At 62.5% G+C, this 22,733-nt stretch carries 23 protein-coding genes and 1 pseudogene; 19 read left to right on the forward strand and 5 right to left on the reverse strand.

Annotated features, from left to right (window positions below; all coding sequences use genetic code 11):
• Positions 1 to 196: 196 nt before the first annotated feature.
• Positions 197 to 469 (reverse strand): hypothetical protein, encoded by a 273-nt coding sequence (locus tag LB572_RS29185; RefSeq protein ID WP_140801430.1) that lies wholly within the window; start codon positions 467 to 469, stop codon positions 197 to 199.
• Between the two features lie 186 nt (positions 470 to 655).
• On the opposite strand from LB572_RS29185, the gene LB572_RS29190 reads away from it, so the two are divergent.
• The 9 genes from LB572_RS29190 (at position 656) to LB572_RS29230 (ending at position 9,860) form a co-directional block, all read left to right on the forward strand.
• Positions 656 to 1,762 (forward strand): NAD-dependent epimerase/dehydratase family protein, encoded by a 1,107-nt coding sequence (locus LB572_RS29190; RefSeq protein ID WP_140801429.1) that lies wholly within the window; start codon positions 656 to 658, stop codon positions 1,760 to 1,762.
• A complete protein-coding gene (locus LB572_RS29195) occupies positions 1,759 to 2,832 on the forward strand; it encodes an NAD-dependent epimerase/dehydratase family protein (RefSeq protein WP_140801428.1) in 1,074 nt (357 codons plus the stop codon). Before LB572_RS29190 ends, LB572_RS29195 begins: the two co-directional genes overlap by 4 nt.
• The gene (locus tag LB572_RS29200; RefSeq protein ID WP_140801427.1) at positions 2,829 to 4,121 is read left to right on the forward strand and encodes a TIGR04295 family B12-binding domain-containing radical SAM protein; all 1,293 of its coding nucleotides are present in this window, start codon (positions 2,829 to 2,831) and stop codon (positions 4,119 to 4,121) included. Before LB572_RS29195 ends, LB572_RS29200 begins: the two co-directional genes overlap by 4 nt.
• Entirely contained in the window at positions 4,106 to 5,206 is a 1,101-nt protein-coding gene (locus tag LB572_RS29205; protein ID WP_140801426.1) for a glycosyltransferase family 4 protein, read from the forward strand. The genes LB572_RS29200 and LB572_RS29205 overlap by 16 nt, the downstream gene beginning before the upstream one ends.
• A 2-nt stretch (positions 5,207 to 5,208) precedes the next feature.
• On the forward strand, positions 5,209 to 6,339 hold the full coding sequence (locus LB572_RS29210) for a glycosyltransferase (protein WP_140801425.1): 1,131 nt from the start codon (positions 5,209 to 5,211) through the stop codon (positions 6,337 to 6,339).
• A complete protein-coding gene (locus LB572_RS29215) occupies positions 6,336 to 7,430 on the forward strand; it encodes a glycosyltransferase (RefSeq protein WP_140801424.1) in 1,095 nt (364 codons plus the stop codon). The genes LB572_RS29210 and LB572_RS29215 overlap by 4 nt, the downstream gene beginning before the upstream one ends.
• Entirely contained in the window at positions 7,427 to 8,536 is a 1,110-nt protein-coding gene (locus LB572_RS29220; RefSeq protein WP_140801423.1) for a glycosyltransferase, read from the forward strand. Before LB572_RS29215 ends, LB572_RS29220 begins: the two co-directional genes overlap by 4 nt.
• Positions 8,537 to 8,559: 23 nt before the next feature.
• Complete coding sequence (locus LB572_RS29225) at positions 8,560 to 9,594, forward strand: UDP-glucuronic acid decarboxylase family protein (RefSeq protein ID WP_140801422.1); 1,035 nt, start codon at positions 8,560 to 8,562, stop codon at positions 9,592 to 9,594.
• A gap of 80 nt (positions 9,595 to 9,674) precedes the next feature.
• On the forward strand, positions 9,675 to 9,860 hold the full coding sequence (locus LB572_RS29230) for a hypothetical protein (protein WP_140801421.1): 186 nt from the start codon (positions 9,675 to 9,677) through the stop codon (positions 9,858 to 9,860).
• Between the two features lie 18 nt (positions 9,861 to 9,878).
• Here LB572_RS29230 and LB572_RS29235 read toward each other — a convergent pair whose 3' ends face one another.
• Positions 9,879 to 11,612 (reverse strand): hypothetical protein, encoded by a 1,734-nt coding sequence (locus LB572_RS29235; RefSeq protein WP_140801420.1) that lies wholly within the window; start codon positions 11,610 to 11,612, stop codon positions 9,879 to 9,881.
• Between the two features lie 174 nt (positions 11,613 to 11,786).
• Between LB572_RS29235 and LB572_RS29240 the strand changes: the two genes are divergently transcribed.
• Genes LB572_RS29240 through LB572_RS29285 form a run of 10 tightly spaced genes read left to right on the forward strand, consistent with a single transcriptional unit; the run spans position 11,787 to position 20,351 of the window.
• On the forward strand, positions 11,787 to 12,890 hold the full coding sequence (locus LB572_RS29240; RefSeq protein WP_140801419.1) for an inositol-3-phosphate synthase: 1,104 nt from the start codon (positions 11,787 to 11,789) through the stop codon (positions 12,888 to 12,890).
• Complete coding sequence (locus LB572_RS29245) at positions 12,887 to 13,483, forward strand: histidine phosphatase family protein (protein WP_140801418.1); 597 nt, start codon at positions 12,887 to 12,889, stop codon at positions 13,481 to 13,483. Before LB572_RS29240 ends, LB572_RS29245 begins: the two co-directional genes overlap by 4 nt.
• A 14-nt stretch (positions 13,484 to 13,497) precedes the next feature.
• Positions 13,498 to 14,598: a glycosyltransferase gene (locus LB572_RS29250; RefSeq protein ID WP_140801417.1), complete on the forward strand. Its 1,101-nt coding sequence runs from the start codon at positions 13,498 to 13,500 to the stop codon at positions 14,596 to 14,598.
• Entirely contained in the window at positions 14,598 to 15,401 is an 804-nt protein-coding gene (locus tag LB572_RS29255; RefSeq protein WP_140801416.1) for a sugar phosphate nucleotidyltransferase, read from the forward strand. The genes LB572_RS29250 and LB572_RS29255 overlap by 1 nt, the downstream gene beginning before the upstream one ends.
• Positions 15,402 to 15,403: 2 nt before the next feature.
• On the forward strand, positions 15,404 to 16,165 hold the full coding sequence (locus LB572_RS29260) for a TIGR04290 family methyltransferase (RefSeq protein ID WP_140801415.1): 762 nt from the start codon (positions 15,404 to 15,406) through the stop codon (positions 16,163 to 16,165).
• Entirely contained in the window at positions 16,158 to 17,093 is a 936-nt protein-coding gene (locus LB572_RS29265) for a beta-xylosidase (protein WP_140801414.1), read from the forward strand. The genes LB572_RS29260 and LB572_RS29265 overlap by 8 nt, the downstream gene beginning before the upstream one ends.
• An 18-nt stretch (positions 17,094 to 17,111) precedes the next feature.
• The gene (locus LB572_RS29270) at positions 17,112 to 18,173 is read left to right on the forward strand and encodes a glycosyltransferase (protein ID WP_224670184.1); all 1,062 of its coding nucleotides are present in this window, start codon (positions 17,112 to 17,114) and stop codon (positions 18,171 to 18,173) included.
• Complete coding sequence (locus LB572_RS29275; protein WP_140801412.1) at positions 18,173 to 19,162, forward strand: GNAT family N-acetyltransferase; 990 nt, start codon at positions 18,173 to 18,175, stop codon at positions 19,160 to 19,162. Before LB572_RS29270 ends, LB572_RS29275 begins: the two co-directional genes overlap by 1 nt.
• A gap of 50 nt (positions 19,163 to 19,212) precedes the next feature.
• Positions 19,213 to 20,073 carry a class I SAM-dependent methyltransferase gene (locus LB572_RS29280; protein WP_224670185.1) on the forward strand — a complete coding sequence of 287 codons (861 nt, stop codon included), beginning with the start codon at positions 19,213 to 19,215 and terminating at the stop codon, positions 20,071 to 20,073.
• A 59-nt stretch (positions 20,074 to 20,132) separates the two neighbouring features.
• Positions 20,133 to 20,351, forward strand: coding sequence for a hypothetical protein (locus LB572_RS29285; RefSeq protein ID WP_140801410.1), 219 nt, complete (start codon positions 20,133 to 20,135; stop codon positions 20,349 to 20,351).
• 487 nt (positions 20,352 to 20,838) lie between these two features.
• Here LB572_RS29285 and LB572_RS29295 read toward each other — a convergent pair whose 3' ends face one another.
• From LB572_RS29295 to LB572_RS29305, 3 genes and pseudogenes are all read right to left on the reverse strand, one after another.
• A complete protein-coding gene (locus LB572_RS29295; RefSeq protein WP_140801408.1) occupies positions 20,839 to 21,399 on the reverse strand; it encodes a sigma-70 family RNA polymerase sigma factor in 561 nt (186 codons plus the stop codon).
• A gap of 720 nt (positions 21,400 to 22,119) precedes the next feature.
• Positions 22,120 to 22,464 carry a hypothetical protein gene (locus LB572_RS29300; RefSeq protein WP_224670186.1) on the reverse strand — a complete coding sequence of 115 codons (345 nt, stop codon included), beginning with the start codon at positions 22,462 to 22,464 and terminating at the stop codon, positions 22,120 to 22,122.
• Positions 22,461 to 22,712, reverse strand: a pseudogene (locus LB572_RS29305) (transposase); the annotation flags it as partial. The pseudogene LB572_RS29305 and the gene LB572_RS29300, both read right to left, overlap by 4 nt.
• Positions 22,713 to 22,733 lie beyond the last annotated feature (21 nt).

A 22,733-nucleotide genomic window follows, 5' to 3' on the forward strand; every position in this document is an offset into this window, starting at 1 on the left:
GGCACGACCAAATGCGGCAACCTGACCGCTTGCCGCAGCGCCGTTGCAGGGCCTCCCCTCCTCCAACGGCGCCATGACACCAGCTTCTCAACCAACCAGAGCAATTCCAGGAAAAATGTAAAGCGGTTTTCCGTGCGGGATTGTGTCAAATCAAAGAGATAGGCGTTTTGCCGTTTCCGTGAAACGGTGAAACACCCTAGCCCTTCCGGCTGCGCTCGACGAATTTGTTGAAGCGGCTCGTTCCGCCGGTGCCGGCTTTATCCTGATGCAGGAAAGCCAGATCGTTCTCGTCGAAAATGCGGAAGAATTCGTCCCACTCGATAGCGTCGAACGAATCCTCAGGCTCGCCGAAATCGATGCGCAGGATGCCGCCTTCGCCTTTCGTGCGGACGACGGCCGGTCGTCCCTCTCGTTCTTCTACCCATTTCCGGATCTCGTCGTGATCGGTGGTTGTCTTGGCCTCGGACATGGAACTCCCTTTCTCGCAGCGGGACCGTTGAGCTGTCCTAACAGCGGCCAACCGGCAATGTTCCAGAGGGTGGATGCCCTCCGCCAGGCAGTGCCGTCTCCTCAGGCGGGAACTTTGTTGAAGCAGGGAACAAACCTTTTGCCGCGCAGTTCGGGGCGCCGAAACCAAATCCGGAAGGGACATATCGTGAAACATGTGTTGGTTACGGGAGGGTGCGGCTTCATCGGCCGCCACGTCGCCCAGGAGCTCAGCAACCATGGTTATCAGGTGCGCCTGCTCGATGCGCTTGTCGACCAGGTGCACGGCGCCGAAGCCATCAATATTCCGACCGGAGCCGAGCTGATCAAGGGCGACGTGCGCGACCGAGATGCGGTCGCCGACGCGGTTTCGGATGTCGACGCGGTCATCCATCTGGCGGCCGAGGTGGGCGTTGGTCAATCCATGTACGAAATCGCCCGCTATGTCGGCACCAATGACCTCGGCACCGCGACCCTTCTCGAAGCTTTGATCAAGCATCCGGTCCAACGGATCGTCGTGGCATCCTCGATGAGCATCTACGGCGAAGGCCTCTACCAGACACCGGACGGCGAGCGGATCGACAATGCGCGCCGCAAGCCTGCCGAGATCAGGGAGGGCCTGTGGGATCTCAAATCGGCATCCGGCGAGACGCTGTCGCCAATCGCCACAGACGAGGAGAAACGGCCCGATCTAGCCTCGATCTACGCGCTGACAAAATATGCGCAGGAGCGCGCGGTGCTGATCTTCGGGCAGGCGTATGGCATCGACGCGGCGGCGTTGCGCCTCTTCAACGTCTTCGGCGCCGGACAGGCGCTTTCCAATCCTTATACCGGTGTTCTCGCCAACTTCGCCTCACGCCTGGCCAACGGCAAGCGGCCGACGATCTTCGAGGATGGCGAGCAGAAGCGCGACTTCGTGCATGTACGCGATGTCGCCACAGCGTTTCGGCTGGCGCTGGAGCAACGTCAGGCTGCCGGGCATGTGGTCAATATCGGCAGTGGACGCGCCTACTCGATCAGCGAGGTGGCACGTCTGCTCGCCAAGGCCATGGGCATTCCCAAGCGCCCGCCTGAAATCCTGGGCAAGGCGCGTTCCGGCGACATCCGCAACTGCTTTGCCGATATTGCCAAGGCCCGCGAACTGCTCGGCTTCGAGCCAAAGCATCGCCTGGAGAATTCGCTCGGCGAATTCGCGGCCTGGGTTCGCAACAGCATCGTCATCGATCGCGGCGCCGACATGCGGCGCGAGCTGGAAGAGCGGGGATTGGTCTCATGACCCAGACGCGCCGCCACGCCCGCAACGCCCCAGTCGCTATCATTGGCGGCAGCGGCTTCATCGGCTCCAATCTCGCCGACAGCCTGATGTCCGATGGCGAAAGAGTACTGGTGGTCGACAATCTCAGCCGTCCGGGCGTCGAGCAGAACCTCGACTGGCTGGCGCAAAAGCATGGTGACCGGCTGAGCACTGAAATCATCGACATACGCGATCTTGGCGCCTTGGCCACGGCCCTGGCGCCGGCCAAAGCGATTTTCCATCTCGCCGCTCAGACAGCCGTGACGACCAGTCTGACCGATCCCGCGCAAGATTTCGACATCAACCTCAAAGGAACGTTCAACGTTCTGGAAGCGGCTCGCGGCACTAGAGCCCCCGTGGTCTTCGCCAGCACCAACAAAGTCTATGGCAGCCTGCCTCAGATCGCGGTGCGGCAAGCCGGCGATCACTATGAACCGCTCGACGAGGAAGTGCGTACGAGCGGCGTCAATGAGAACGTCGGCCTTGATTTCTGCACGCCCTATGGCTGCTCGAAGGGTGCGGCCGATCAGTATGTGCTCGATTATTCCAAGTCTTACGGACTGCCGACCGCGGTGCTGCGTATGAGCTGCATCTACGGGCCGCGCCAGTTCGGCACCGAGGACCAGGGCTGGGTCGCGCATTTCCTTTTGAGCGCGTTCTCTGGCCAGCCGATCACGATCTATGGCGACGGCAGGCAGGTGCGCGACATTCTGCATGTGTCCGATGCGGTCGCCGCTTATCGCGGCGTGTTGGCCAGGATCGAAGACTTGAAAGGCCAGGCGTTCAATCTGGGCGGCGGCCCGCGCAACGCGGTCAGCCTGCGCGTGCTGCTGGCGGAGATCCCCGACATGGTCGGCCGTGACGTCGCGATCCGCCACGACCACGAGCGGGTCGGGGACCAGCCCTTTTTCGTTGCCGATACACGCAAGCTGCAGGCCGCGATCGGCTGGCAGGCGCACGTGCCATGGCGCGAAGGCGTCTGCGATCTCGCCAGCTGGCTGCTGCGGCATCGCCTCCAATCGCGCCCAGAAGCTACGAGGTACGTCGCATGAAGGTAGCCTTGGTCAATCCGTACTGGACATACGAGCACAGTATCTATTTCGGCTGCCGCCAGCCGCATCTGCCGCTGGAGCTCGGATATTCCAACGCAATGCTGGACGCCGATGGGCACGACGTTCTGATGCTGGACGGACAACTACAGGCCCTCGACAATGCGGCGCTGGCCGAGCGTGTGGCGTCATTCGCGCCGGATATGACAGTGGTGACGACCGCGCCGACCTATCTGTTCTGGCGCTGCGCGCCGCCCGAATTGCGCGTTCCCGGGGAATTCCTCAACCATCTCGCCGGACGCGGCGGACGCACCGTGGCGGTGGGACCGCACGGCTCGGCGACGCCCGCGCCGACGCTACGCAAGCTCGGCGTCGATATCGTCGTACGAGGCGAATGCGAGGAGGTTGTGACAGCGCTCGCACAGGAGAGCGATTGGAGCAAGGTTGCGCATACAGCCTATCTCCAGAACAACTTTCCGGTGTGCAATGGCGGCGTGCACGCCAGCCCGTTCGTCAATCATCCAGCGCTCGCCTGGCCGTCCGACTGGGTCGCGGCGCACAGCCACCACCACCACCGGTTCGATACCGTCCAGAATGGGTCCGGCGCCGAGGTGGAAGCCTCGCGCGGATGCCCTTACAATTGCAGCTTCTGCGCCAAGATCGATTTCCGCGATGCCTATCGGCGTAGGAAGCACGATGCCGTCATCGCCGAGATCGACGGGCTGATCGCGCAAGGCGTCCGCTATATCTATTTCATCGACGAAATCTTCCTGCCGCAGAAGGCGCTGCTGGAGGCGCTGGTCGAGCGCGATGTCCAGTTCGGTGTCCAGACTCGCATCGACCTTTGGAAGCCAGAGCTGCTCGAGCTGCTTGGCAAGGCCGGCTGCGTCTCGATCGAAGCCGGCCTTGAAAGCCTGACGGTAGAAGGCCGTGCGATGCTTGCCAAGCGCTGCCGGCTCAACACCGAGGATCTGGCCGCGCTTCTCATCGACGCCCGCCGCAACGTGCCTTTCGTCCAGGCCAATCTGATCGGTATGGTCGAAGACGACCCGGCGCTGGTGGATTACTGGCGCAAGCACCTGATCAATCACGGCGTCTGGGCAAGCGAGCCCGTACCGCTCTATCCGTATCCAAGCTCCCCCAGCTATCGCGAGCTTTGGGGCGAGCCCGACGATGTCGCCTGGGAGCGCGCGCATGAGCACTACCTCGCCTCCTTCCGATCATTCAGCGATATCCAGGACCAGCGCCCGCGTGCGCTGGCTGAGTTGGAGTCCTCATGCTGCAATCACTGATCCAGCGTCCGAGGCGCATCCTGATGACGACCGACGCCGTTGGCGGGGTCTGGCGCTATTCGCTTGACCTGGCGCGCGAGCTGGCGGCCGGCGGCGACAGCGTCGTGCTCGCCGGGCTGGGACCGGAACCTTCTCCGGAACAGGTCCGGGAGGCGCGGTCTTTCGCCACGCTGATTTGGCTCGAATGCCCGCCGGACTGGATGACGCGCGACGAGAAAGATCTCGACCAGCTGCCTTGCGAATTGCAGGAGATTGCGTCGGCCTATGCGATCGATCTCGTGCACCTCAATGCCCCGGCGCAGGCAGCCGGCCTCGAACTGAATTGTCCTATCGTCGCAGTGTCGCATTCCTGCGTAGTGACATGGCTGCATGTGGTGCGGGCGCAAATGGCCGTCGGCGATTGGACCTGGCAACGAGAGCGCAATCGGATGGGCTTTGACCGCGCCCAAGCGGTTGTCGCGCCGAGCAGAAGCCACGCCGACATGCTCGAAGCCTGCTACGGCTCGATCGCGGGCTTGGACGTCGTGCATAATGGTGCCCTCCCCGCCCCTACAGCTGCGCACCGCGAGTCGTTCGTTCTCGCGGCCGCGCGCTGGTGGGATGAGGGGAAAAACGCATCGGTGCTCGATGCCGCCGCTGCTTTGTGTGGCCTCCCCCTTTTTGCTGTGGGCGAAACTGAAGGCCCGGATGGACAGCGCGCATTCTTCGATCATGCCCTGTCACTAGGTTCGATAAGCCATTTCGAGGTTCGGCAGCTGATGGCGCGTGCCAACATCTTTGTCTCGCCATCGCTCTACGAGCCTTTCGGGCTGGCCACTCTGGAGGCTGCCTTTGCGGGCACCCCGCTGGTGCTGGCGGACATCGCGACCTACCGGGAGATCTGGGACGGGGCGGCGACGTTCTTCGACGCACGCGATCCGCATGCGCTTGCCGGCTGCATCGCCAGACTCTCGCGTGATGAAAACCTGCGACGCCGGTTTGGCCAGCGCGCCGCCCGACGGGCGCGCAAATTCCCGCTCAGCGCGCAGGCGGCACAGATGCGAGACATCTACGATCGGGCGGCGACAACCGCGGCGGGGCGTTGACCATGCGTTTTCTGTTCTACACCCATTCGGCGGTTTCCGACTGGAACCACGGCAACGCGCATTTCCAGCGCGGCACCATGCGCGAGCTTGTCGCGCGCGGCCATGAGGTGGTCGCGTTGGAGCCCGCCGACGGCTGGAGCCGATCGAACCTCCTCGCCGAGCAAGGCCCCTTCGCCGTCGAGCGCTTTCGCAAGGATTTTCCGGAATTGATGGCGGTCACCTACGACGCGGGTTTCCAGCACGAGTCGTGGCTCGCCAGCGCAGACGTCGTCATCGTTCATGAATGGACCGACCCTGAACTCATCGCTCGCATCGGCCGCATCCGGGGCCAGGGTGGCGATTTCACGCTACTGTTCCACGACACTCATCATCGCGCCATCTCGGCGGCGCAGGCCATCGCAGCGCTTCAACTCCATCATTATGATGGCGTGTTGGTCTTTGGCGAAGTGCTGCGGGAGAGCTACCTTCGTGCCGGCTGGGGCAAACGGGTCTTCACGTGGCATGAGGCGGCTGACGACCGGCTGTTCAAGCCGTGCCCGAAAATCGACCCCGTCTCCGACCTCGTCTGGATCGGCAATTGGGGCGACGACGAACGCAGCGCCGAGATCGACGAATTTCTGATCCAGCCGGCAAGCGCGCTTAGGCCATCGGGAACCATTCACGGCGTGCGCTATCCGCCGGATGCGCTGACGGCCCTCGCGGATGCCGGCCTGCACTATGAAGGTTGGATCGCCAATGCAGATGTGCCGAAGGCCTTCGCGCGGCATCGCGTCACCATGCACATCCCGCGCAGGCCCTACCGGGAGAGCCTGCCTGGCATTCCGACAATTCGCATCTTCGAGGCACTGGCCTGCGGGATTCCGCTTGTGTCTGCGCCATGGTCGGATGTCGAAGGGCTGTTCCGTGCCGGAACGGATTTCCTCTTCGCCCGAAACGGCGCCGAGATGCGAGGCCACCTCCGCGACGTGCTGAACGATAGTCAGCTTGCGGAAGCGCTGACCGCATCGGGGCTGGAGACCATCCTGTCGCGGCACACATGCCGGCACCGCGCCGACGAATTGTTCGCCATCCTCGCCGCATGCGGCAATCGCGACGCGGCCGAAATCAAACCCGCAACGGAGGCCGCCGCATGAAGATCGCCTTTTACGGATCGAGCCTGCTGTCGTCCTATTGGAATGGCGCGGCCACCTATTACCGGGGCCTGCTCAAGGCGCTTTCGCAGCGCGGCTATGACATCGTCTTTTATGAGCCCAACGTCTATGATCGGCAGCAGCACCGCGACATCGAGGCGCCGGACTGGTGCAGCGTCGTGGTCTACGAGCCGACCCCGCACGCGCTGATGCAAGTTGCATCGCGCGCCGCGCAGGCAGACGTCGTGGTCACGGCAAGCGGCGTCGGCTTCGAAGACGATGCGCTGCTGCAGGCAGTCCTCGACAATGCCCGCCCAGATGCGCTGACCGTCTTCTGGGATGTCGACGCGCCAGCGACCCTAAGCGAGTTGCGCAATGACGCCGAACACCCGTTACACGAGGCTCTGAAGAGGATCGGGCTGGTGCTCACTTATGGCGGCGGCGACCCGGTCGTCTGGGATTATCGTGCTCTTGGCGCAGCGGAGTGCATACCGATCTATAACGCGCTCGATCCGGAGACGCATCACCCGGTCTCCGCCAATTCGCGCTTTGCCTGTGACTTGGCGTTCCTGGGCAATCGCCTTCCCGACCGCGAGGCGCGCGTGGATGCCTTCTTCCTCGATCCAGCCCGTTCGCTTAGCGGTCAACGCTTCCTGCTTGGCGGCTCCGGTTGGGGAGACAAGCCCTTGCCGTCAAACGTGTCGTGGCTCGGCCATGTCGGCACGCGCGACCACAACGCTTTCAACGTCACGCCGAAAGCGGTGCTTAACATCAGCCGCGACAGCATGGCGACCAACGGCTTTTCGCCCGCCACCCGCGTGTTCGAGGCGGCGGGCGCGAGCGCATGCCTGATCACCGACGCCTGGCTCGGCATCGAATTGTTTCTTACCCCCGGCGAAGAGATTCTGGTCGCGCGGGACGGCGCCGATGTCGCCGAGATCATGTGCACGCTGACGCCGCAAAGGGCGAAGGCGATCGGCGCGGCAGCGCTGCGGCGCGTTCTGGCCGAGCATACCTATACGCTGAGAGCCCAGTTGGTGGATGACATCTTCAAGGCGCATTTCGAGCGCCGGGCAATGGAGGCTGCAGAATGACGAAACCGCTCGAAATCGTTTTCCTCGGCCTTTCCCTGTCTTCGTCCTGGGGCAACGGCCACGCGACAACTTTTCGGGGACTGCTCCGCGCGCTTCACGAGCTCGGCCATCGCATCACCTTCTTTGAACGCGACGTTCCCTGGTACGCGCATCACCGGGACCTGCGCGATCCCGATTTTTGCGACTTGCGCTATTACGAGACGGTCTCGGAGCTGCGCTGCAGCCATAGACAGGAGCTGCAGCGGGCTGACGCTGTGGTGATGGGCTCCTTCGTGCCGGAAGGCCGGGCAATCATCGACGATCTTGCTTCGCTGTGCACGGGACAGTTCTGCTTCTACGACATCGATACCCCGGTAACGCTTACGCGGGTTGCCGAGGACGATTGCGACTATCTTGCCCACCGGCAGATCCCCTATTTCGACGTCTATTTCTCCTTCACCGGCGGACCTACGCTGGCGCGGCTGAAGTCCGAGTTCGGCGCCCGCCGGGCGGAGGCGCTCTACTGCTCGGTGGACCCAACGCGGCATCGTCGCACCAGACAAGCCATCGAATGGGACCTTGGCTATCTTGGCACCTATAGCGCGGACCGGCAGCCCTCATTGGAAGCGCTGCTTCTGGAGCCTGCGCGCCGCTTGCCGGACCGCCGCTTCGTCGTTGCCGGCTCGCAATATCCCTGCGACATCGCCTGGCCGGACAATGTCGAGCGGATCGAGCACCTGCCGCCTTCCGAACATGCAGCTTTCTACAGCCGCCAGCGTTACACGCTGAACCTTACGCGGGCGTCGATGATCGCGGCAGGATGGTCGCCTAGCGTGCGGCTCTTCGAGGCCGCTGCTTGTGGCACGCCGATCATAAGCGACCGCTGGCCTGGGCTCGACGATTTTTTCCCGGGACCGGCGATCGAGACCGCGACCAATGCCGCAGATGTCGAGGAGATCCTCAGCGCCAAATCCGAGCGGGCTAGGCTCGACATGGCCAGACTCGCGCGCGCGTCGGTGCTTTCAAGACATACGGCCATTGCTAGGGCAGGTGAATTCGTTTCGGCGCTGACGCCGTCTGTCGACGCCCGCACGGCGATCGATCTGGACGTCGAAAGTGCAGCATAAGCGGCAGACAGGAGACCATCGAGATGCGGCGATCAAAAAGAGCTGAACATACACGGACGGCGCTTGTTGCCGGCGGTGCCGGTTTCCTCGGTTCGCATTTGTGCGAGGCGCTGCTGCGTGACGGCTATCGCGTGATCTGCGTCGACAATTTCCTCACCGGCAGAATGGAGAATATCAGCTCGCTGGTTGGTCAGGTGCGCTTTCGACTGATCAAGCAGGACGTTTGCACCCCGCTGGAACTCGGTGAACCTGTCCATCGCGTTTTCAATCTGGCCTGCGCGGCATCGCCGCCTCGCTATCAAGCCGACCCGATCCACACCACGCGCACCTGCGTCATCGGGACCCTCAATCTTTTGGAGCTGGCCGCCAGCAATGGCGCGCGCTTCCTGCAGGCATCAACCAGCGAAGTCTATGGCGATCCGGAACAGCATCCGCAGCGCGAGGACTATGTCGGCCACGTCAACTGCACCGGACCGCGGGCCTGTTACGACGAGGGCAAGCGCGGCGCCGAAACGCTCTGTTTCGATTATCTCCGAGCCGAGATGGCCGACGTTCGCGTCGCCCGCATCTTCAACACATATGGGCCCAGGATGGACCCCGCGGACGGCCGCATCGTCTCGAACCTGGTCATGCAGGCGATCGAGAAACGGCCGCTGACGATCTTCGGTGATGGCCTGCAGACCCGCTCTTTCTGCTATGTCACCGATCTGGTCGAGGGATTGCGCCGCCTGATGGATGTCGATCCCAATCCGCACCAGCCGGTCAATCTCGGCAATCCGGGAGAATTTTCGATCCTCGAGTTGGCAAAGCTGGTGCGCGAACTGACCGGCACCAGATCGCCGGTGAAATTCCTGCCTCTGCCTCAGGACGACCCCCGTCGGCGGCGTCCCGACATAGCTCGCGCGAAAGCATTGCTAGGCTGGTCTCCCAGGGTACCGCTCAGGCAGGGCCTGCTCCAGACGATCAGCTACTTTACGGAGCTCGATGAGGCGGCGATGGAGCCCATGGCGGTGATCGACAGGGCAGGTATCGGAAAGCTCCAGAACCTGCAGCTTTGAGTCACCGGCTTCTTTCCCTTGGGGCGGAACAACCAACCGAGATCGCGATTGGGCATGACAACCGCGACGGAGGAAGAGCTATGCAGCCGAAGCGACCAGTCAAGGACATCGAGCAGATGGCGGCGGTGCAAACCGCCGCTTTCCTGCGAAGAGCTTCCATCACCTATCTCGAGTGCTGCGTCAGCCTGATGATGACGCATCTGCAACGGGAAGAAGTGGCGAGCATCCTGGAGCAGGAAGCCGACATGCTGCGCAGGCTGGACTGACTCCTGCGTGCTTGGTCCTCAACAGCCCAGAAGCCGAACAATTCCGGTTTTGTAACGTTCGACTTGGCGCGTCGCACGCATCCGGTCTTCGTCGTTGGCCGATTGCCCTACAATCGTCCAGAGGCCGAGCTGAAATGCGAGATAGCCGGGCTCGAGATAGTAGACCAGGGCCCTGTTGATAGATATCGTCCGCTCGATGCGGCCGATGAGCTTCGAAAGCTCGGCGGCGGACAGGTCGTGCTCGACCCGCGCGCCGGCAATGTCCCATTCTATGCCCTGACAGCCGATAAGATCGTGCGATCGGCAATGATCGACCGCGTCCGTCTTGAGCAGGCTCCCGTCCGGGTGGACCAGAATTTCCCAAGCGTGCAGCCGTCCATCGATCTCGACCCGGCGCGTCGGACCCGGTGATGGCTGACAGGCAAACCATGCCTGCAAGGCATCCGCCGGCGTCTTGCCCAGCGCCTCCTCGCAGTTCTGCACCGACATGCGCGCGAGTTGGTCCAACGACGCGCCGCTCTCGTCCGTCTGCAGCCTGGCGGCTCGCCAGCCGAGGTAACGCCCAAGCCATTCGATCAGCAGATCCCTTGCCATCCCTACCCGGTCCAGCCTGTCGGCATCGATCCAGCGCTCGACCAGGAAACCGTGGCAGAGTCCGACCGGCTGAGCGCCAAAGCCCGCTTCGTGCAGTGCCTTGGCCGTACGCAGCTTGCGACCTCCGCTCTCGCCGAAGCCCGCGAACTTCGCCAGCCAGCGCTCACCGCTGGCCGAAGGCATGAATTTGCGCCGCTCGAATGCCGGAAATGCAGGCGGCCAATGGTCGGACGTCACTGAGATATGTTTGCGCCATTCGCCGCCGGAGATTTCGCTGAGTTCGACATCAGCCTTGCCGAGGAGGTTCGCCATCCATTGTCGAAGGCTCGGCGCGACGCATCCATCGAAGGCTGCTTCGAAGTCCGCGACATGGCATCGGCAGCGGCTCCACATCTCCTGGATGTCTGCCGAAGCGTGTGCGCCCGGCCCCCCGCGGTGACTTGGGAACAGGTGGATGCGCTCTCGGCAAATGCCTTGCTCCTCCAGCCAGGTTATAACCGCATGAAATGAGCTGCCGGAGAGGCCCGGGCCTTCATCCACGATCGCAAATCTGGCTTCTGGTTTGTCCCGCCAGTCACCAATCAGTTCGGGCGCAGCGCAGACGTGCCGGCGAAAGGGGTGTCCAATCGGCCTCACGCTCAGGGGCAGTGGTGCTCGGAGGGCGGCTGCGACCATTGCTGCCAGGCCGAGACCGATGCTGCGGATCCCGATGACACAGGTGTTTGCGTCGAGGCCGGACTGCAGCGCCGCAAGCAGATAGGTTTCCGGGTAGAGTGCGTACAGCGCGAAGCCTTCAGCCGGACCGGTGGTTATTGGGCTGCCGCAGTCGATGGCGGCAAGTTTTGCAAGCAGCGATGCATCGAGCCCTCCGCTTCGGGCAAATCCTTGTCGCCAAGATCGCAGGATTTCCCGCGACAACTCGACAAGGATTTCAGAACCCAGCTTCTGCCTCGACGACCTGCTGTCGACACCTTTGCTGTCGAATTCCGCATCGGCAAGGCCCTGCACAAGTTCAGAGGCGGTGACGAAAAGATCGACCACAGCAGCATGACGTTCGATGCCGGCAGGCAGATCGCCGATTGCTCCAGCGGCGGCCAAGACAGCCTCCCTGAGCTGCTGTGCGCTACGCGTTCGCTTGTGGTCGCCGAAGATGACCATACGGCTCCTTCCCAGCTGTCTGGCCGCCAACGCAGAGCCGCGCCTGTTTGATCCGGAATCAGGCCGGCAGTTTTTTGGAGATCGAGCAATTTTTCGCAGCGGGAAGGAACATTCGCGGCCACTCCCGGTTCGGCGCCGAGGAACTTACCTCCAACTAGAAGAGGCAGCGGTTTCGTGACATCGAAGAAAGTTCGCATCGGCATTATCGGCGTGGGCAATTGCGCATCATCCCTGGTGCAAGGTCTCTCCTATTATCGCCACGCCAACGGCAACGAGCCGATCCCCGGGCTGATGCATGCCGATCTCGGCGGCTATCACGTCGACGATATCGAGGTCGTCTGCGCCTTCGATGTTGCGAAAAACAAGGTTGGGCGCGATGTGGCCGAAGCGATCTACACCGCGCCCAACAACACCTTCCGTTTCGCCGACGTCGCGCCGACCGGCGTCAGTGTGGAGCGCGGCCCGACACTCGACGGCATCGGCAAATACCTTCGGGGTGAGATCGAAGAATCGAATGAACCGATCGCAGATGTAATCGCGCGGCTCCGCGAAAGCGGAGCCGAGGTTCTGATATCCTATCTTCCCGTCGGCTCCGAACAGGCCACGCGATTCTATGCCGAATGTGCGCTCGAAGCCGGCTGCGCCTTCGTCAATTGCATCCCTGTCTTCATCGCTTCGAGGCCGGAATGGCGCCAACGCTTTGAGGAACGCGGCCTTCCCCTGGTCGGCGACGACATCAAGAGCCAGGTCGGCGCAACTATCGTGCACCGGCTGCTAGCCAATCTCTTCCGCGAGCGCGGCGTGCGCATCGATCGCACCTATCAGCTCAACTTCGGCGGCAACACCGACTTTCTCAACATGCTCGAGCGCGAGCGGCTGGAATCGAAGAAGATTTCCAAGACGCAGTCCGTCACCAGCCAGATCGACGTCCCGCTTGAGGCCGGCAACATCCATGTCGGACCCAGCGACCATGTCCCGTGGCTGACCGATCGCAAATGGGCCTATATTCGGGTCGAAGGCACCACCTTCGGCGGTGTGCCGCTCAATGCCGAGCTCAAGCTGGAGGTTTGGGACTCGCCCAACTCAGCAGGCGTCGTCATCGACGCCGTCCGCTGCGCCAAGCTTGCCCTCGACCGCGGCATTGCTGGCGCGCTTACAGGACCCAGCAGCTATTTCATGAAGTCGCCGCCGGAGCAGTTCACCGACGCAGAAGCACGTCTGCGGACGCTCGCCTTCATCGCCGGCAATGACGAGCCGATGCTGGACGCCGCCGAATGACTACGACGTTTTTTCTGATTCGCCACGCGGCGCATGATCATGTCGGGTCGCACTTGGCCGGGCGGCTTGAAGGCGTTCGCCTCGGCGAAGCTGGCCAAGCTCAGGCGCTGCATCTCGCGCGACGGATGGCGCGAGAGCCGCTCGCGGCGATCTTGAGCAGCCCACGCGAGCGCACACTGGAAACAGCGAAGCCGATCGCCATCGCTTGTCAGATTGAGAAGTTCGCGATCTGCAGAGAACTCGACGAGATCGACTTCGGCGAGTGGTCGGGCAAGACCTTCGAAGAACTGAACGGCGATGCAAGCTGGCGGCTTTGGAACGAGCAGCGCCAGAGCGCCCGCACTCCGAGCGGCGAGACCATGCTGGATGTCCAGCAAAGGATGATCGGCCTGATGGACGCGCTGCGCGAAAATGGACAGGGTCAGTGCATCGCGCTTGTCAGCCATGCCGATGTGATCAAGGCGGCTGTCTGCGCGATCCTCGGTCTGCAGCTCGGCGATTGCTTCCGCTTCGACATCGCGCCGGCCTCCATCACAACGGTCGTCCACGGCGACTGGGGCTCCAAGCTGATCCGTTTGAATGAAATCGCCTGACGGAGCGGTAACCGATGCGCATGGTCATTTTCGGCCTCACCGTCACATCCTCGTGGGGTAACGGGCACGCCACGCTCTGGCGCGGACTGATTGGGGCGCTGGCGCGGCTTGGCTGGTCGATCAGCTTTTTCGAGCGCGATACGCCCTACTACGCCGGTGCCAGGGACATCGACCGGCTGAGCGGCGGCGATATCGTTCTCTACCAGGATTGGGAGTCCATCCGCCAAGGCGCCGAGGCCGCGATATGGGAAGCCGAGGTCGTCATCGTCACCTCCTATTGTCCGGACGCCGTGGAGGCCTCGCGCCTAGCCAACGAAAGCTGTCGCGGCCTGAAGGTGTTTTACGACCTCGATACACCCGTGACGCTGGCGAGCATCGAGCGAGGTGATTACCCGGCCTATTTCGAGCCGAAGGGCCTGCGCGATTTCGATCTGGTCCTGAGTTATACCGGAGGGCCGGTGATCGACACACTGAAGACCATTCTTGGCGCACATTATGTCCTGCCGCTTTACGGCCATGTCGACCCCAACCGACACCGGCCGGCGCAGTCCAGGCCCGAGTTCGCATGCGATCTGTCCTATCTCGGGACCTATGCCGCGGACCGGCAGGCGGGGGTGGAAAGACTGCTCGTCGCTCCAGCGGCCCGACTGCCGAACCGCCGTTTCGTCATAGGCGGGGCGCAGTACCCGCAGGACTTCCCCTGGAGCAGCAACATCTATTTCGTCAGGCACCTGCCGCCCGCCGACCACCCGGCCTTCTTTTCCTCCTCGCGCCTGACGCTGAATGTCACCCGCGAGGCGATGGCGCGACAGGGCTGGTGCCCGTCAGGCCGTCTCTTCGAGGCGGCCGCTTGCGGCACCGCGATCATCTCGGACGACTGGGCCGGCCTCGACAGCTTCTTCACGCCTGGCAGCGAGATTCTGTTGGCGGACAGTACAGGCGATGTCGTTGCCGCGCTCGGCCTGTCGGACAGTGAGATTGCCACGCTCGGCCGCCGCGCCCAGGAGCGCGTCCTCGACGAGCACACATCCGCGCATCGCGCTGCCGAATTGGACCGTATCCTGAACGACGCTTTTTCGTCCATGGCGAGTGGCACAATGGAGGAAGTTGTCTGATGTTGGGCATCGTGCCTGCCGCCGGTCGCGGCAGCCGCATTCAGCCGTTGGGTTTCTCCAAGGAGCTGCTGCCGGTCGGCAGCCGGCTGGATGGCCAGATCGAGCGCCCATGCGCGGTGAGCGAGTATCTGGTGCGACGGATGGTCTGCAACGGCGTTGATCGCATCTGCTTCATCATCGGTTCCGGCAAGTCGGATATCCTCGAATATTACGCCGGCGGCTATGACGACGCCGCGGCCATCTTCGTAGCGCAGCCTTCTCCGGTTGGGCTTTGCGACGCGATCTTCCGCGCGGCACCGCTTGTCACGCCTGAAGAAACGGTCCTGGTCGGCCTTCCGGACACGATCTGGTTTCCAGAAGACGGCTTCTGCCGCCTGGCCGACGACCGGCTGTCCTTCCTGATGTTTCCGGTCGATCGCCCGGAATTGTTCGACGCTGTCGTCCTCGATGGAAACGGGCGGATCGAGCAAATCCAAGTCAAGCAAGCTGACGCCGCGACGAACTGGGTCTGGGGGGCCTTCAAGATGCCGGGCCGTATCTTCCATGAGCTTGCCGCCCTTTGGCGCCAGCGCGACGGTTTTGACGAGTATTTCGGAACTCTGGTCAACGCATATCTTGCGGCGGGAGGCGAGGCTTACGGCGTCAAGGCCGGGACCGCCTATGTCGATGTCGGTACTTTCAACGGCTATCGCACAGCGCTCAGGCTGCTCGAGCGCAACGATGCGGTTGAAGATGGGACGTTGCCGATGGTCGCCGCGCAGGACTGCTCGCCAGCGCCAACCGTTCCAGGCGAAGGAGCTTAGCCATGCTGCGTTCCAGCACGGAAATACGTCGGCGCATCGACGCATTGGGGCCGTGGTTCCACAACATGGAACTGGCGGGCGTGGAGACCGCCCCCGATCATTTCCTCGGCAACTACCCGCTGATCAAATGGCGCAAATTCGCGGATGCCATTCCGTCTGATCTTTCGGGTAAATCGGTGCTCGATATCGGCTGCAACGCCGGCTTCTACTCGATCGAAATGAAGAAGCGCGGCGCCGATCGGGTGCTCGGCGTCGACTTCGACCAGGCCTATCTTGCCCAGGCCCGTTTCGCCGCCGAGATCGCGGACTGCGACATCGAGTTCAGGGAACTGTCGGTCTATGACGTCGCCTCGCTAGGCGAGCGGTTCGACATCGTGCTGTTCATGGGCGTGCTCTACCACCTGCGCCACCCCCTCCTGGCGCTCGACCTGATCCGCGCGCATGTCGCGGACGACCTGATGATCTTCCAGTCGATGCAGCGCGGCAGCGGCGACGTGCTGGCGCTCGAACAGAACTACCATTTCTGGACGCGCGACCTGTTCGACCAGCCCGAATTTCCGAAGCTGCATTTCATCGAGCATCGCTACGCCGATGACCCCACCAATTGGTGGATTCCGAACCGCGCCTGCACCGAGGCGATGCTGCGCAGCGCCGGTTTCGAGATTCTGCTTCACCCTGAAGACGAGATCTATTTCTGCCGCGCGTCCGGCGAACCGATCGGCACCGCCGCCGTCTATCCTTCGAAAGGAGAGACCCATGATTGAAGCCGCCATGATCTGGAACGAGCCCAACAACAAATCGCACTGGGATCCGGAGCTCGACCCGGACTGGCGCCGGTTTGCCACGATGGCGACGCTGGCGGCTGACGCAATCGGCCGAGAAAATCCTGCCATTACAAAGGTGCTGGGCGGCATTTCGCCGATCGATGCCGGCTTCATGACGCGCATGAAGGAGTTCGGCGTGCTCGACCATGTCGACGCCGTCGCCGTGCATGGCTTTCCGCTCGACTGGAACCTCTGGCAAATCCACGAGTGGCCTCACAAGCTCGGAGAGATCGCGACGGTCGCCGACATTCCGGTGTGGGTCAGCGAAGTCGGTGTGTCGACCTTCGGCGCCGAGGAGGTGCAAGTCTGGGGCTTGCGCCGGACGGCGAAGCTTTTGTTGGGACTTGCGCCGCGCGTGCAGTGGTACAGCCTCTATGATCTGCCGCGTTCCTGGGAGGCGACGACACGCCATCGCGAAGCGGAAGGTTCGTCCTATTACAGGCATTTCTACATGGGCCTGCTGCGCGAGGACGGCACGCCCAAGCCTGCGCTCGAGGAGTTCGTGCGCCACACTCCCCAAATGGGCCTGGTGCAATGGTTCCACTATGAGGACCATCGGCTGGACGACGCTGTTGCCTGGATGCAGCGTCTGGGCGTCACCCACCTGCGCACCGGGTTGTCCTGGGCCGACAGTTTTCGGCCGAATGCGCTGGACTGGTTCGATCGCCAGATGGAAGCGCTCGCTGATTTCAACGTCACGGTCACCTTCTGCTTCACGCCGGAGCATCGCGGTCTGCAGCCTCATCACACCAGTCCGCCCCAGGTCCCTGAGGAATTCGCCGAGTTCTGCGCGGCGATGATCCGCCGCTACGCTCCCGCGATCGGCGAGGACATGGCACCAAGGCAGCGCGTGTCGGCGGCATGGTGAGGGCGGGCGCGATCAGCGATGACACTGACTGTCCTCAACGTCGCCTACCCCCTCGCCCCCGTCGGGCCTGACGCGGTCGGCGGCGCCGAGCAGGTCCTCTCGGCGTTGGATCGTGCGCTGGTGCGACAGGGCCATCGTTCCATGGTCGTGGCATGCCAGGGGTCGCAGACGGCCGGAACCCTGGTCGAAACACCCACCGAAGCGGGTGTGCTTGATGAGGAGGCGAAGGATCGTGCCCATCAAGTGCATCGCAATGCGATCGCAGCCGCCCGCGCCCGCTGGCCGATCGATGTCGTGCATCTCCACGGCATCGACTTCGATGCCTATCTGCCCTGCGACGGCCCAACGCTGGTGACGTTGCACCTGCCGCTTGACTGGTATCCGTCCGAGGTGCTTGCGCCATCACGTGAGGACCTGTGGCTGCACGCGGTCTCGCCGGCGCAGCACAGCACAGCGCCGGCGGGATCGAGACTAGCGCCACCCATTCCGAACGGCGTCGATATCGAGGCGCTGCATGAGCCACGATCGCGACGCAATTTCGCGCTGATCCTCAGCCGCATCTGCCCTGAAAAAGGCATCCATCTCGCGCAGGAAGCAGCAAGGCGAGCCAGCGTTCCCCTGGCAATCGCTGGCAAGGTCTATCGCTACGAGACCCATCTGCGTTACTTTGCCGACGAGGTCTGTCCCCGTCTCGATCGGCAGCGGCGCTTTCTTGGACCGCTCGGCTTTCTGGCGAAGCGGCGGCTGCTCAACGCCGCCCGCTGCCTGATCATTCCCAGCCTTGCCGCCGAAACAAGCTCACTTGTGGCGATGGAGGCGCTCGCCTGCGGCACACCTGTCGTCGCGTTTCCGAACGGCGCGCTTCTCGATGTCGTCCAACACGGCAGGACCGGGTTCCTGGTCAACGACGTCGAAGAGATGGCGGCAGCCATCGTAGATTCCGGAGCCCTGGACCATGAGGCATGCCGGGCCGAGGCGCGTCGCCGCTTCTCCCTGGAAGGCATGATCACATCCTATATGAATGCCTATGAAGCGCTGGCCAAGCTTGGCGCCGCTCGCGCGTTGCTGGGAACCGCCTGATGGGCGGTCTGCGCACCGAGATCATTCACGATCCGGAAGCATTTGAAGAGCTGGAGCCGTGTTGGTGGCGGCTCTGGTCGCGAAGTGTCTCGGCGACGCCGTTCCAGTCTCCTGCCTGGCTCATTCCGTGGTGGCGGACATTCGCGCCAGGCAATCTCGCGATGATTGCCGTGTGGACCGGAGACGATCTCGCAGGCCTGGCGCCGCTCTATATCGAAAGGCATGAGAGCGGCTTGCGCCTGCTGCCCATCGGCATCTCATTGAGCGACTATCTCGACGTTCTGTGTGCGCCGGCCTTGAAGGTGCAGGCCGGCGCCGCTATCGCCGAAGCTGCTCTGTCGCTGGAATGGTCGCAGTGGATCCTGCCCGACCTCTCGGCCGATGCCGTGTCGCTGAGCCTTGAGCTCCGGGATGCCGAAGAGCACCGGTCTATGGCGCACGCCTGTCCCGTGCTCATGCTCGACGGCGATCCAACTCTCGCCCGCTCGGTTCCACCAAGACGAAGACGTCAGTTGCGCCGCGCCGAGCGAGCTGCCCAACGAAGAGGACCCGTTGTTATCAGCCGCGGCGAGTCCGATCCGCAGAGATTTCTCGATAGGCTGATGCGGCTGCATGGCGCGCGCTGGGCTGGCGATGGCGGGGGCGTGCTGTCCGATATGGCCGTGGAATTTCATCGCAGGGCCCTGCCGCGGCTTGCCGACAACGGCCTGGCGCGATGCTTAACGATCCAGATCGGCGACGCCGTGGTCGGCGCCTATTATGGATTTCATCACCGCGACCGAGCCTATGCCTATCTCGGTGGTTTCGACCCGGCTTATGCAGACGAAAGCCCCGGCGCGATCCTGATCGGCCATGCCATCACCGAGGCCGCGAACGAAGGCGCGCGCGAGTTCGATTTTCTGCGCGGCCGGGAAGGCTACAAATATGGCTGGGGCGCCATCGACCGCTGGACAGCGCAGAAGGTCTGGACCCGGAGCACAGCACCGTGACCGCCTCGGGGCGAACCAGGGCCGTTGCCAGCCGCCTCCTCGAGGACTGCATGGCCGACGACCTCTCCGTCGACAACGCGGTAGCCAGGTTGGCCGTCTATGTCGATCAGGCGACCAGCCCGATGCAACTCGCGGATATCGCACTGGACATGCGCTCTGGTCGAATCTCCCGGCGATGCTGGTTGGAAGACATCGCGACGACCCTTCGTGGTAAGGCCGCCGCCTTCGACGAGGTCCGCAGAGCGGCTGCCTGCGTGTCGCATGACCGTGCCGACGGTGAAACGGACGCCATGACCGTCGAGCGGCTGGCCGGCGGCTTCGATCGGGCGGTAGCCATCTCCCCAGCGGCCAGCGTGCAATTGTCGTCGTTGGGCGACGAGGACAGGCTTTCGGCCACAACCGGAGAGGTTGCATTGTGGCTGGAACGTCAGGGCTTGCTCGGCGCCCACAAACACATATTGGATATCGGCTGCGGTATCGGCCGCCTCGAATATGTGCTCGGCGCCATGGCAGGACATGTCGTTGGCATCGATATCTCGCCCGGGATGATCGACATCGCGCGCCGGCGGTGCGCCGGCCTTGCAAATGTGGAATTTCATCTGACCTTGGGCCTTGACCTCGGTGATTTTGCCGATGCGAGCTTCGACTGCGTGCTGGCCATGGACAGTTTTCCCTACCTGGTGCTTGCCGGGGTTGCTGAGCGGCATTTCGGCGAGATTGCGCGCGTGCTGCGGCAAGGAGGAATGGCGGCGATACTCAACTATTCCTACCGGACTTCGCCGGACGCCGATTCCGCAGATACTAACCGTCTTGCCCGTGCATTTGGCATGGATGTCCTGGTCGACGGCGAAATGCCTTTCGGCAGTTGGGACGGCACGGTCTTCGTTGTCCGTCGGAGCGGCGGAACATAACGCGCGAGCGGCAGTTCGGTCGCCGAAGAGTTTCACGCAGGCAGACCAGGAGAAGAACAATGGCGACCGGCGGCAAGAAGCACATCGGCCGCGGCAGTCAGGGCAAGGGTTCCGGAACCGGAGCGAAGACAACGCTTGAAAAAGATATGGTTGGCGAGAACGATGTCCTGTCGAACCGGGACAAGAAGCAGCATACCGAGCAACGCGGTCTGGACGGCAACCGGATCAAGTTCGATCAGTATCAGGACCACGCGGCGAACCGCCTTACCAAGGACTGAGCTGATGCTCCGAGATCATCCGTTGCCACGAAATCCGCTGACAACGGATGGGAAATCCCACGGTCTGCGGCACGCGCTTCGCAAACGCGGACCGGGTATGCCTCAGTGAGATTGATGGGGCCTCTGTTTGTTAAGAGAATGCGATGTCTCGCACGAGAGAGAGCGGTCTTTGCGCCCAAGCGAACCAGGGCTTGGACCGGGAGATCGCATCGTTGCTGGCCGCTATCGAGCGGGAGAAGGTCCCTGACCGTCTCATCAACCTTGCACGCGAATTGCAAACCGCGCTGACTGAAAAGCGCAGAGCCGATGCGGCAGGAGCAGAGCGGTCGTGAACCACTAAATAGCCTACTTTACGCACTTAAAGCAGGTCGCGTGAAAAAGGATTCATGCGGCCTGCTTTATGTCTTTGATTTTAAGCATATCTTTATCCCGAACCTGGCCGACTCCCGGGAGACATGCTGTAAAACTCGACCGCCACGCACCTGCGTTAGCGCGTGCCGCTTTCCGTATCCCAATGATTGTCGGACAGCTGGCGGCGCCGCTCGATCAGCGCCTTAGGCGAGTTCTCCCCAAGAAACCCCAGAACGCTGGCACGTGCGCGGTTGAGGCGGCTTTTGACCGTGCCGACGGCGCAGCCGCATATCTCGGCGGTTTCGTCGTAGCTGACGCCCAGCACGCCGATCAGCATCAGCACCTCGCGCTGTTGCGAAGGTAGTTTCTGGATGGCGTGATGCACTTCCCTGGTTTGAACAGACCAATCTTGCGAGGGTTCCGAAATCGGCCGGCTGGAGGCGCAGTCAAGCAGCCCGGGCGCCTCCCTGGCCGCTGCTTTGACACGCGTGTAGTACGTGTTGCGCATGATGGTGAAGAGCCAGGACTTCAGGCGCGTACCCGGCTCGAACTTGTCCAGATTGGCAAGCCCCTTGGTCAGCGTTTCCTGCACAAGATCGTCGGCATCGTCAGGCGCGCGACAGAAGGTCCGCGCAAAAGCCCGCAAGGCGGGAATGAGATCGACGATTGAAATCTGGTCGGTGCCGGGGTTCGGCAAATTATTTTCTCTGGATGACAATGTTCCGGCCCCAGGAAGGAGGAGTGGACTAGGGTGCAGACTGAGAATGTCTGAGAAATAGGAACGTTCCTGTTTCCATCGCTCGACCGAAACTTTTTGCGAGGCGGCGGCGCCATTCAGTGGGTTTCGATTCTCGGCTCCTCGAGATACCAGGACACGGAAATGATCACGATGTCCGATCCGCCGAACGAGAGCGGTTTGGCGTGCCGTCGGCGGGCGCGATGCGTATGCAGGACGTCGGCAAAGCTTTGCCCGTTTGTCGCAACTTCGAACACACACCGTGGCATTCAGCCATTGTAAGGCGCACCGAAGGTTACCGCATTCAAAATTGAGTGGTCGCGGCATGCTGGGGAACAAGGCTCGCGACAGAGCTGATCCCTCGCGCAACAATAGTTGGACATTGGCCTCATCTGCCAGGCGCTCGGCTTCCGATTGCGATAGCCCAATGAGCGGCCTGTTATTCACTTCTGCCGGGAGATCAGTTGATCGGTCGAAGACCAGCCATTCGTCGGTCGGATCCATGATAGCAACAAACCTCATCCCGTGCTCCCCTGACGTTAGGGCGTCCTAATATTTGGCGCGCCGGGATGTTCCAAACAGGAAGACGAGAATCGCTTTGCGATCGCTGCCTCACGCGAGTTCGGGGTCCCCGCTACTGCGCCTGCGGAACGTTGCGGAGAAGCGTTCCAGGTTCGACCTCTAGGAGGCTGTTGAAGAAGCCTGACGCATAGCCTTGAGGATGGCCTCGTCGCCGTTGTGGTAGGCGAATGTGATCTCGATCGAGCCGTCGTCGAGCAATTCGGCATGGCCATCGCCTGTGACTTCATCCATCTCGTCACATCCACTCCATGTGAAGTGAACTATCGAGGGGCAGTAGCTCAAATCGAGGCCGGCTTGCAGGGCGCCAAAGGCGATCTCGACTTTGTTGTCGGGTCCGATGGTGATGGTTGCGGGTCCACCGAGGTTGAGGTAACCGCGATCCCACAGATCGGCTTCGATGATCCGCCAGCGGCCGATCAGTTGGCAGCCTGCGGGCGCGGTCATTCCGGGGCCGCTATGAGCTTGGGCAGCCGCACCAGATTGTAAGCGGCGGCCGCGAAGGTGAAGGCCCACCCGACGCGGTCGCGGCCGCGCAATTTGGTCTTCTCCTGCCCGGCGACCGTCTTGATCCATCCAAACGCCTCCTCAATGCGCTTGCGGATGCGCTGGCTGACGGCATAGCCGCTATGCCGCGTGGTGCGCCCATCGATCGACGAACGACGGGCGTTCGTGTTCTGCGCCATATGCGGCGTCGCTACGGGAGGCCGGACTGG

The organism is Mesorhizobium sp. BH1-1-5 (assembly GCF_020165615.1).
GTDB lineage: Bacteria > Pseudomonadota > Alphaproteobacteria > Rhizobiales > Rhizobiaceae > Mesorhizobium.

What these genes read in the sequence shown, in the direction of transcription:
- LB572_RS29285 (WP_140801410.1), top strand. Translation starts at nt 20,133, where the DNA reads ATGGCGACCGGCGGCAAGAAGCACATCGGCCGCGGCAGTCAGGGCAAG.
- LB572_RS29250 (WP_140801417.1), top strand. Translation starts at nt 13,498, where the DNA reads ATGCGCATGGTCATTTTCGGCCTCACCGTCACATCCTCGTGGGGTAAC.
- LB572_RS29230 (WP_140801421.1), top strand. Translation starts at nt 9,675, where the DNA reads ATGCAGCCGAAGCGACCAGTCAAGGACATCGAGCAGATGGCGGCGGTG.
- LB572_RS29215 (WP_140801424.1), top strand. Translation starts at nt 6,336, where the DNA reads ATGAAGATCGCCTTTTACGGATCGAGCCTGCTGTCGTCCTATTGGAAT.
- LB572_RS29300 (WP_224670186.1), bottom strand. Translation starts at nt 22,464, where the DNA reads ATGACCGCGCCCGCAGGCTGCCAACTGATCGGCCGCTGGCGGATCATC.
- LB572_RS29260 (WP_140801415.1), top strand. Translation starts at nt 15,404, where the DNA reads ATGCTGCGTTCCAGCACGGAAATACGTCGGCGCATCGACGCATTGGGG.
- LB572_RS29185 (WP_140801430.1), bottom strand. Translation starts at nt 469, where the DNA reads ATGTCCGAGGCCAAGACAACCACCGATCACGACGAGATCCGGAAATGG.
- LB572_RS29235 (WP_140801420.1), bottom strand. Translation starts at nt 11,612, where the DNA reads ATGGTCATCTTCGGCGACCACAAGCGAACGCGTAGCGCACAGCAGCTC.
- LB572_RS29265 (WP_140801414.1), top strand. Translation starts at nt 16,158, where the DNA reads ATGATTGAAGCCGCCATGATCTGGAACGAGCCCAACAACAAATCGCAC.
- LB572_RS29220 (WP_140801423.1), top strand. Translation starts at nt 7,427, where the DNA reads ATGACGAAACCGCTCGAAATCGTTTTCCTCGGCCTTTCCCTGTCTTCG.
- LB572_RS29200 (WP_140801427.1), top strand. Translation starts at nt 2,829, where the DNA reads ATGAAGGTAGCCTTGGTCAATCCGTACTGGACATACGAGCACAGTATC.
- LB572_RS29270 (WP_224670184.1), top strand. Translation starts at nt 17,112, where the DNA reads ATGACACTGACTGTCCTCAACGTCGCCTACCCCCTCGCCCCCGTCGGG.
- LB572_RS29210 (WP_140801425.1), top strand. Translation starts at nt 5,209, where the DNA reads ATGCGTTTTCTGTTCTACACCCATTCGGCGGTTTCCGACTGGAACCAC.
- LB572_RS29205 (WP_140801426.1), top strand. Translation starts at nt 4,106, where the DNA reads ATGCTGCAATCACTGATCCAGCGTCCGAGGCGCATCCTGATGACGACC.
- LB572_RS29195 (WP_140801428.1), top strand. Translation starts at nt 1,759, where the DNA reads ATGACCCAGACGCGCCGCCACGCCCGCAACGCCCCAGTCGCTATCATT.
- LB572_RS29255 (WP_140801416.1), top strand. Translation starts at nt 14,598, where the DNA reads ATGTTGGGCATCGTGCCTGCCGCCGGTCGCGGCAGCCGCATTCAGCCG.
- LB572_RS29275 (WP_140801412.1), top strand. Translation starts at nt 18,173, where the DNA reads ATGGGCGGTCTGCGCACCGAGATCATTCACGATCCGGAAGCATTTGAA.
- LB572_RS29245 (WP_140801418.1), top strand. Translation starts at nt 12,887, where the DNA reads ATGACTACGACGTTTTTTCTGATTCGCCACGCGGCGCATGATCATGTC.
- LB572_RS29225 (WP_140801422.1), top strand. Translation starts at nt 8,560, where the DNA reads ATGCGGCGATCAAAAAGAGCTGAACATACACGGACGGCGCTTGTTGCC.
- LB572_RS29280 (WP_224670185.1), top strand. Translation starts at nt 19,213, where the DNA reads ATGGCCGACGACCTCTCCGTCGACAACGCGGTAGCCAGGTTGGCCGTC.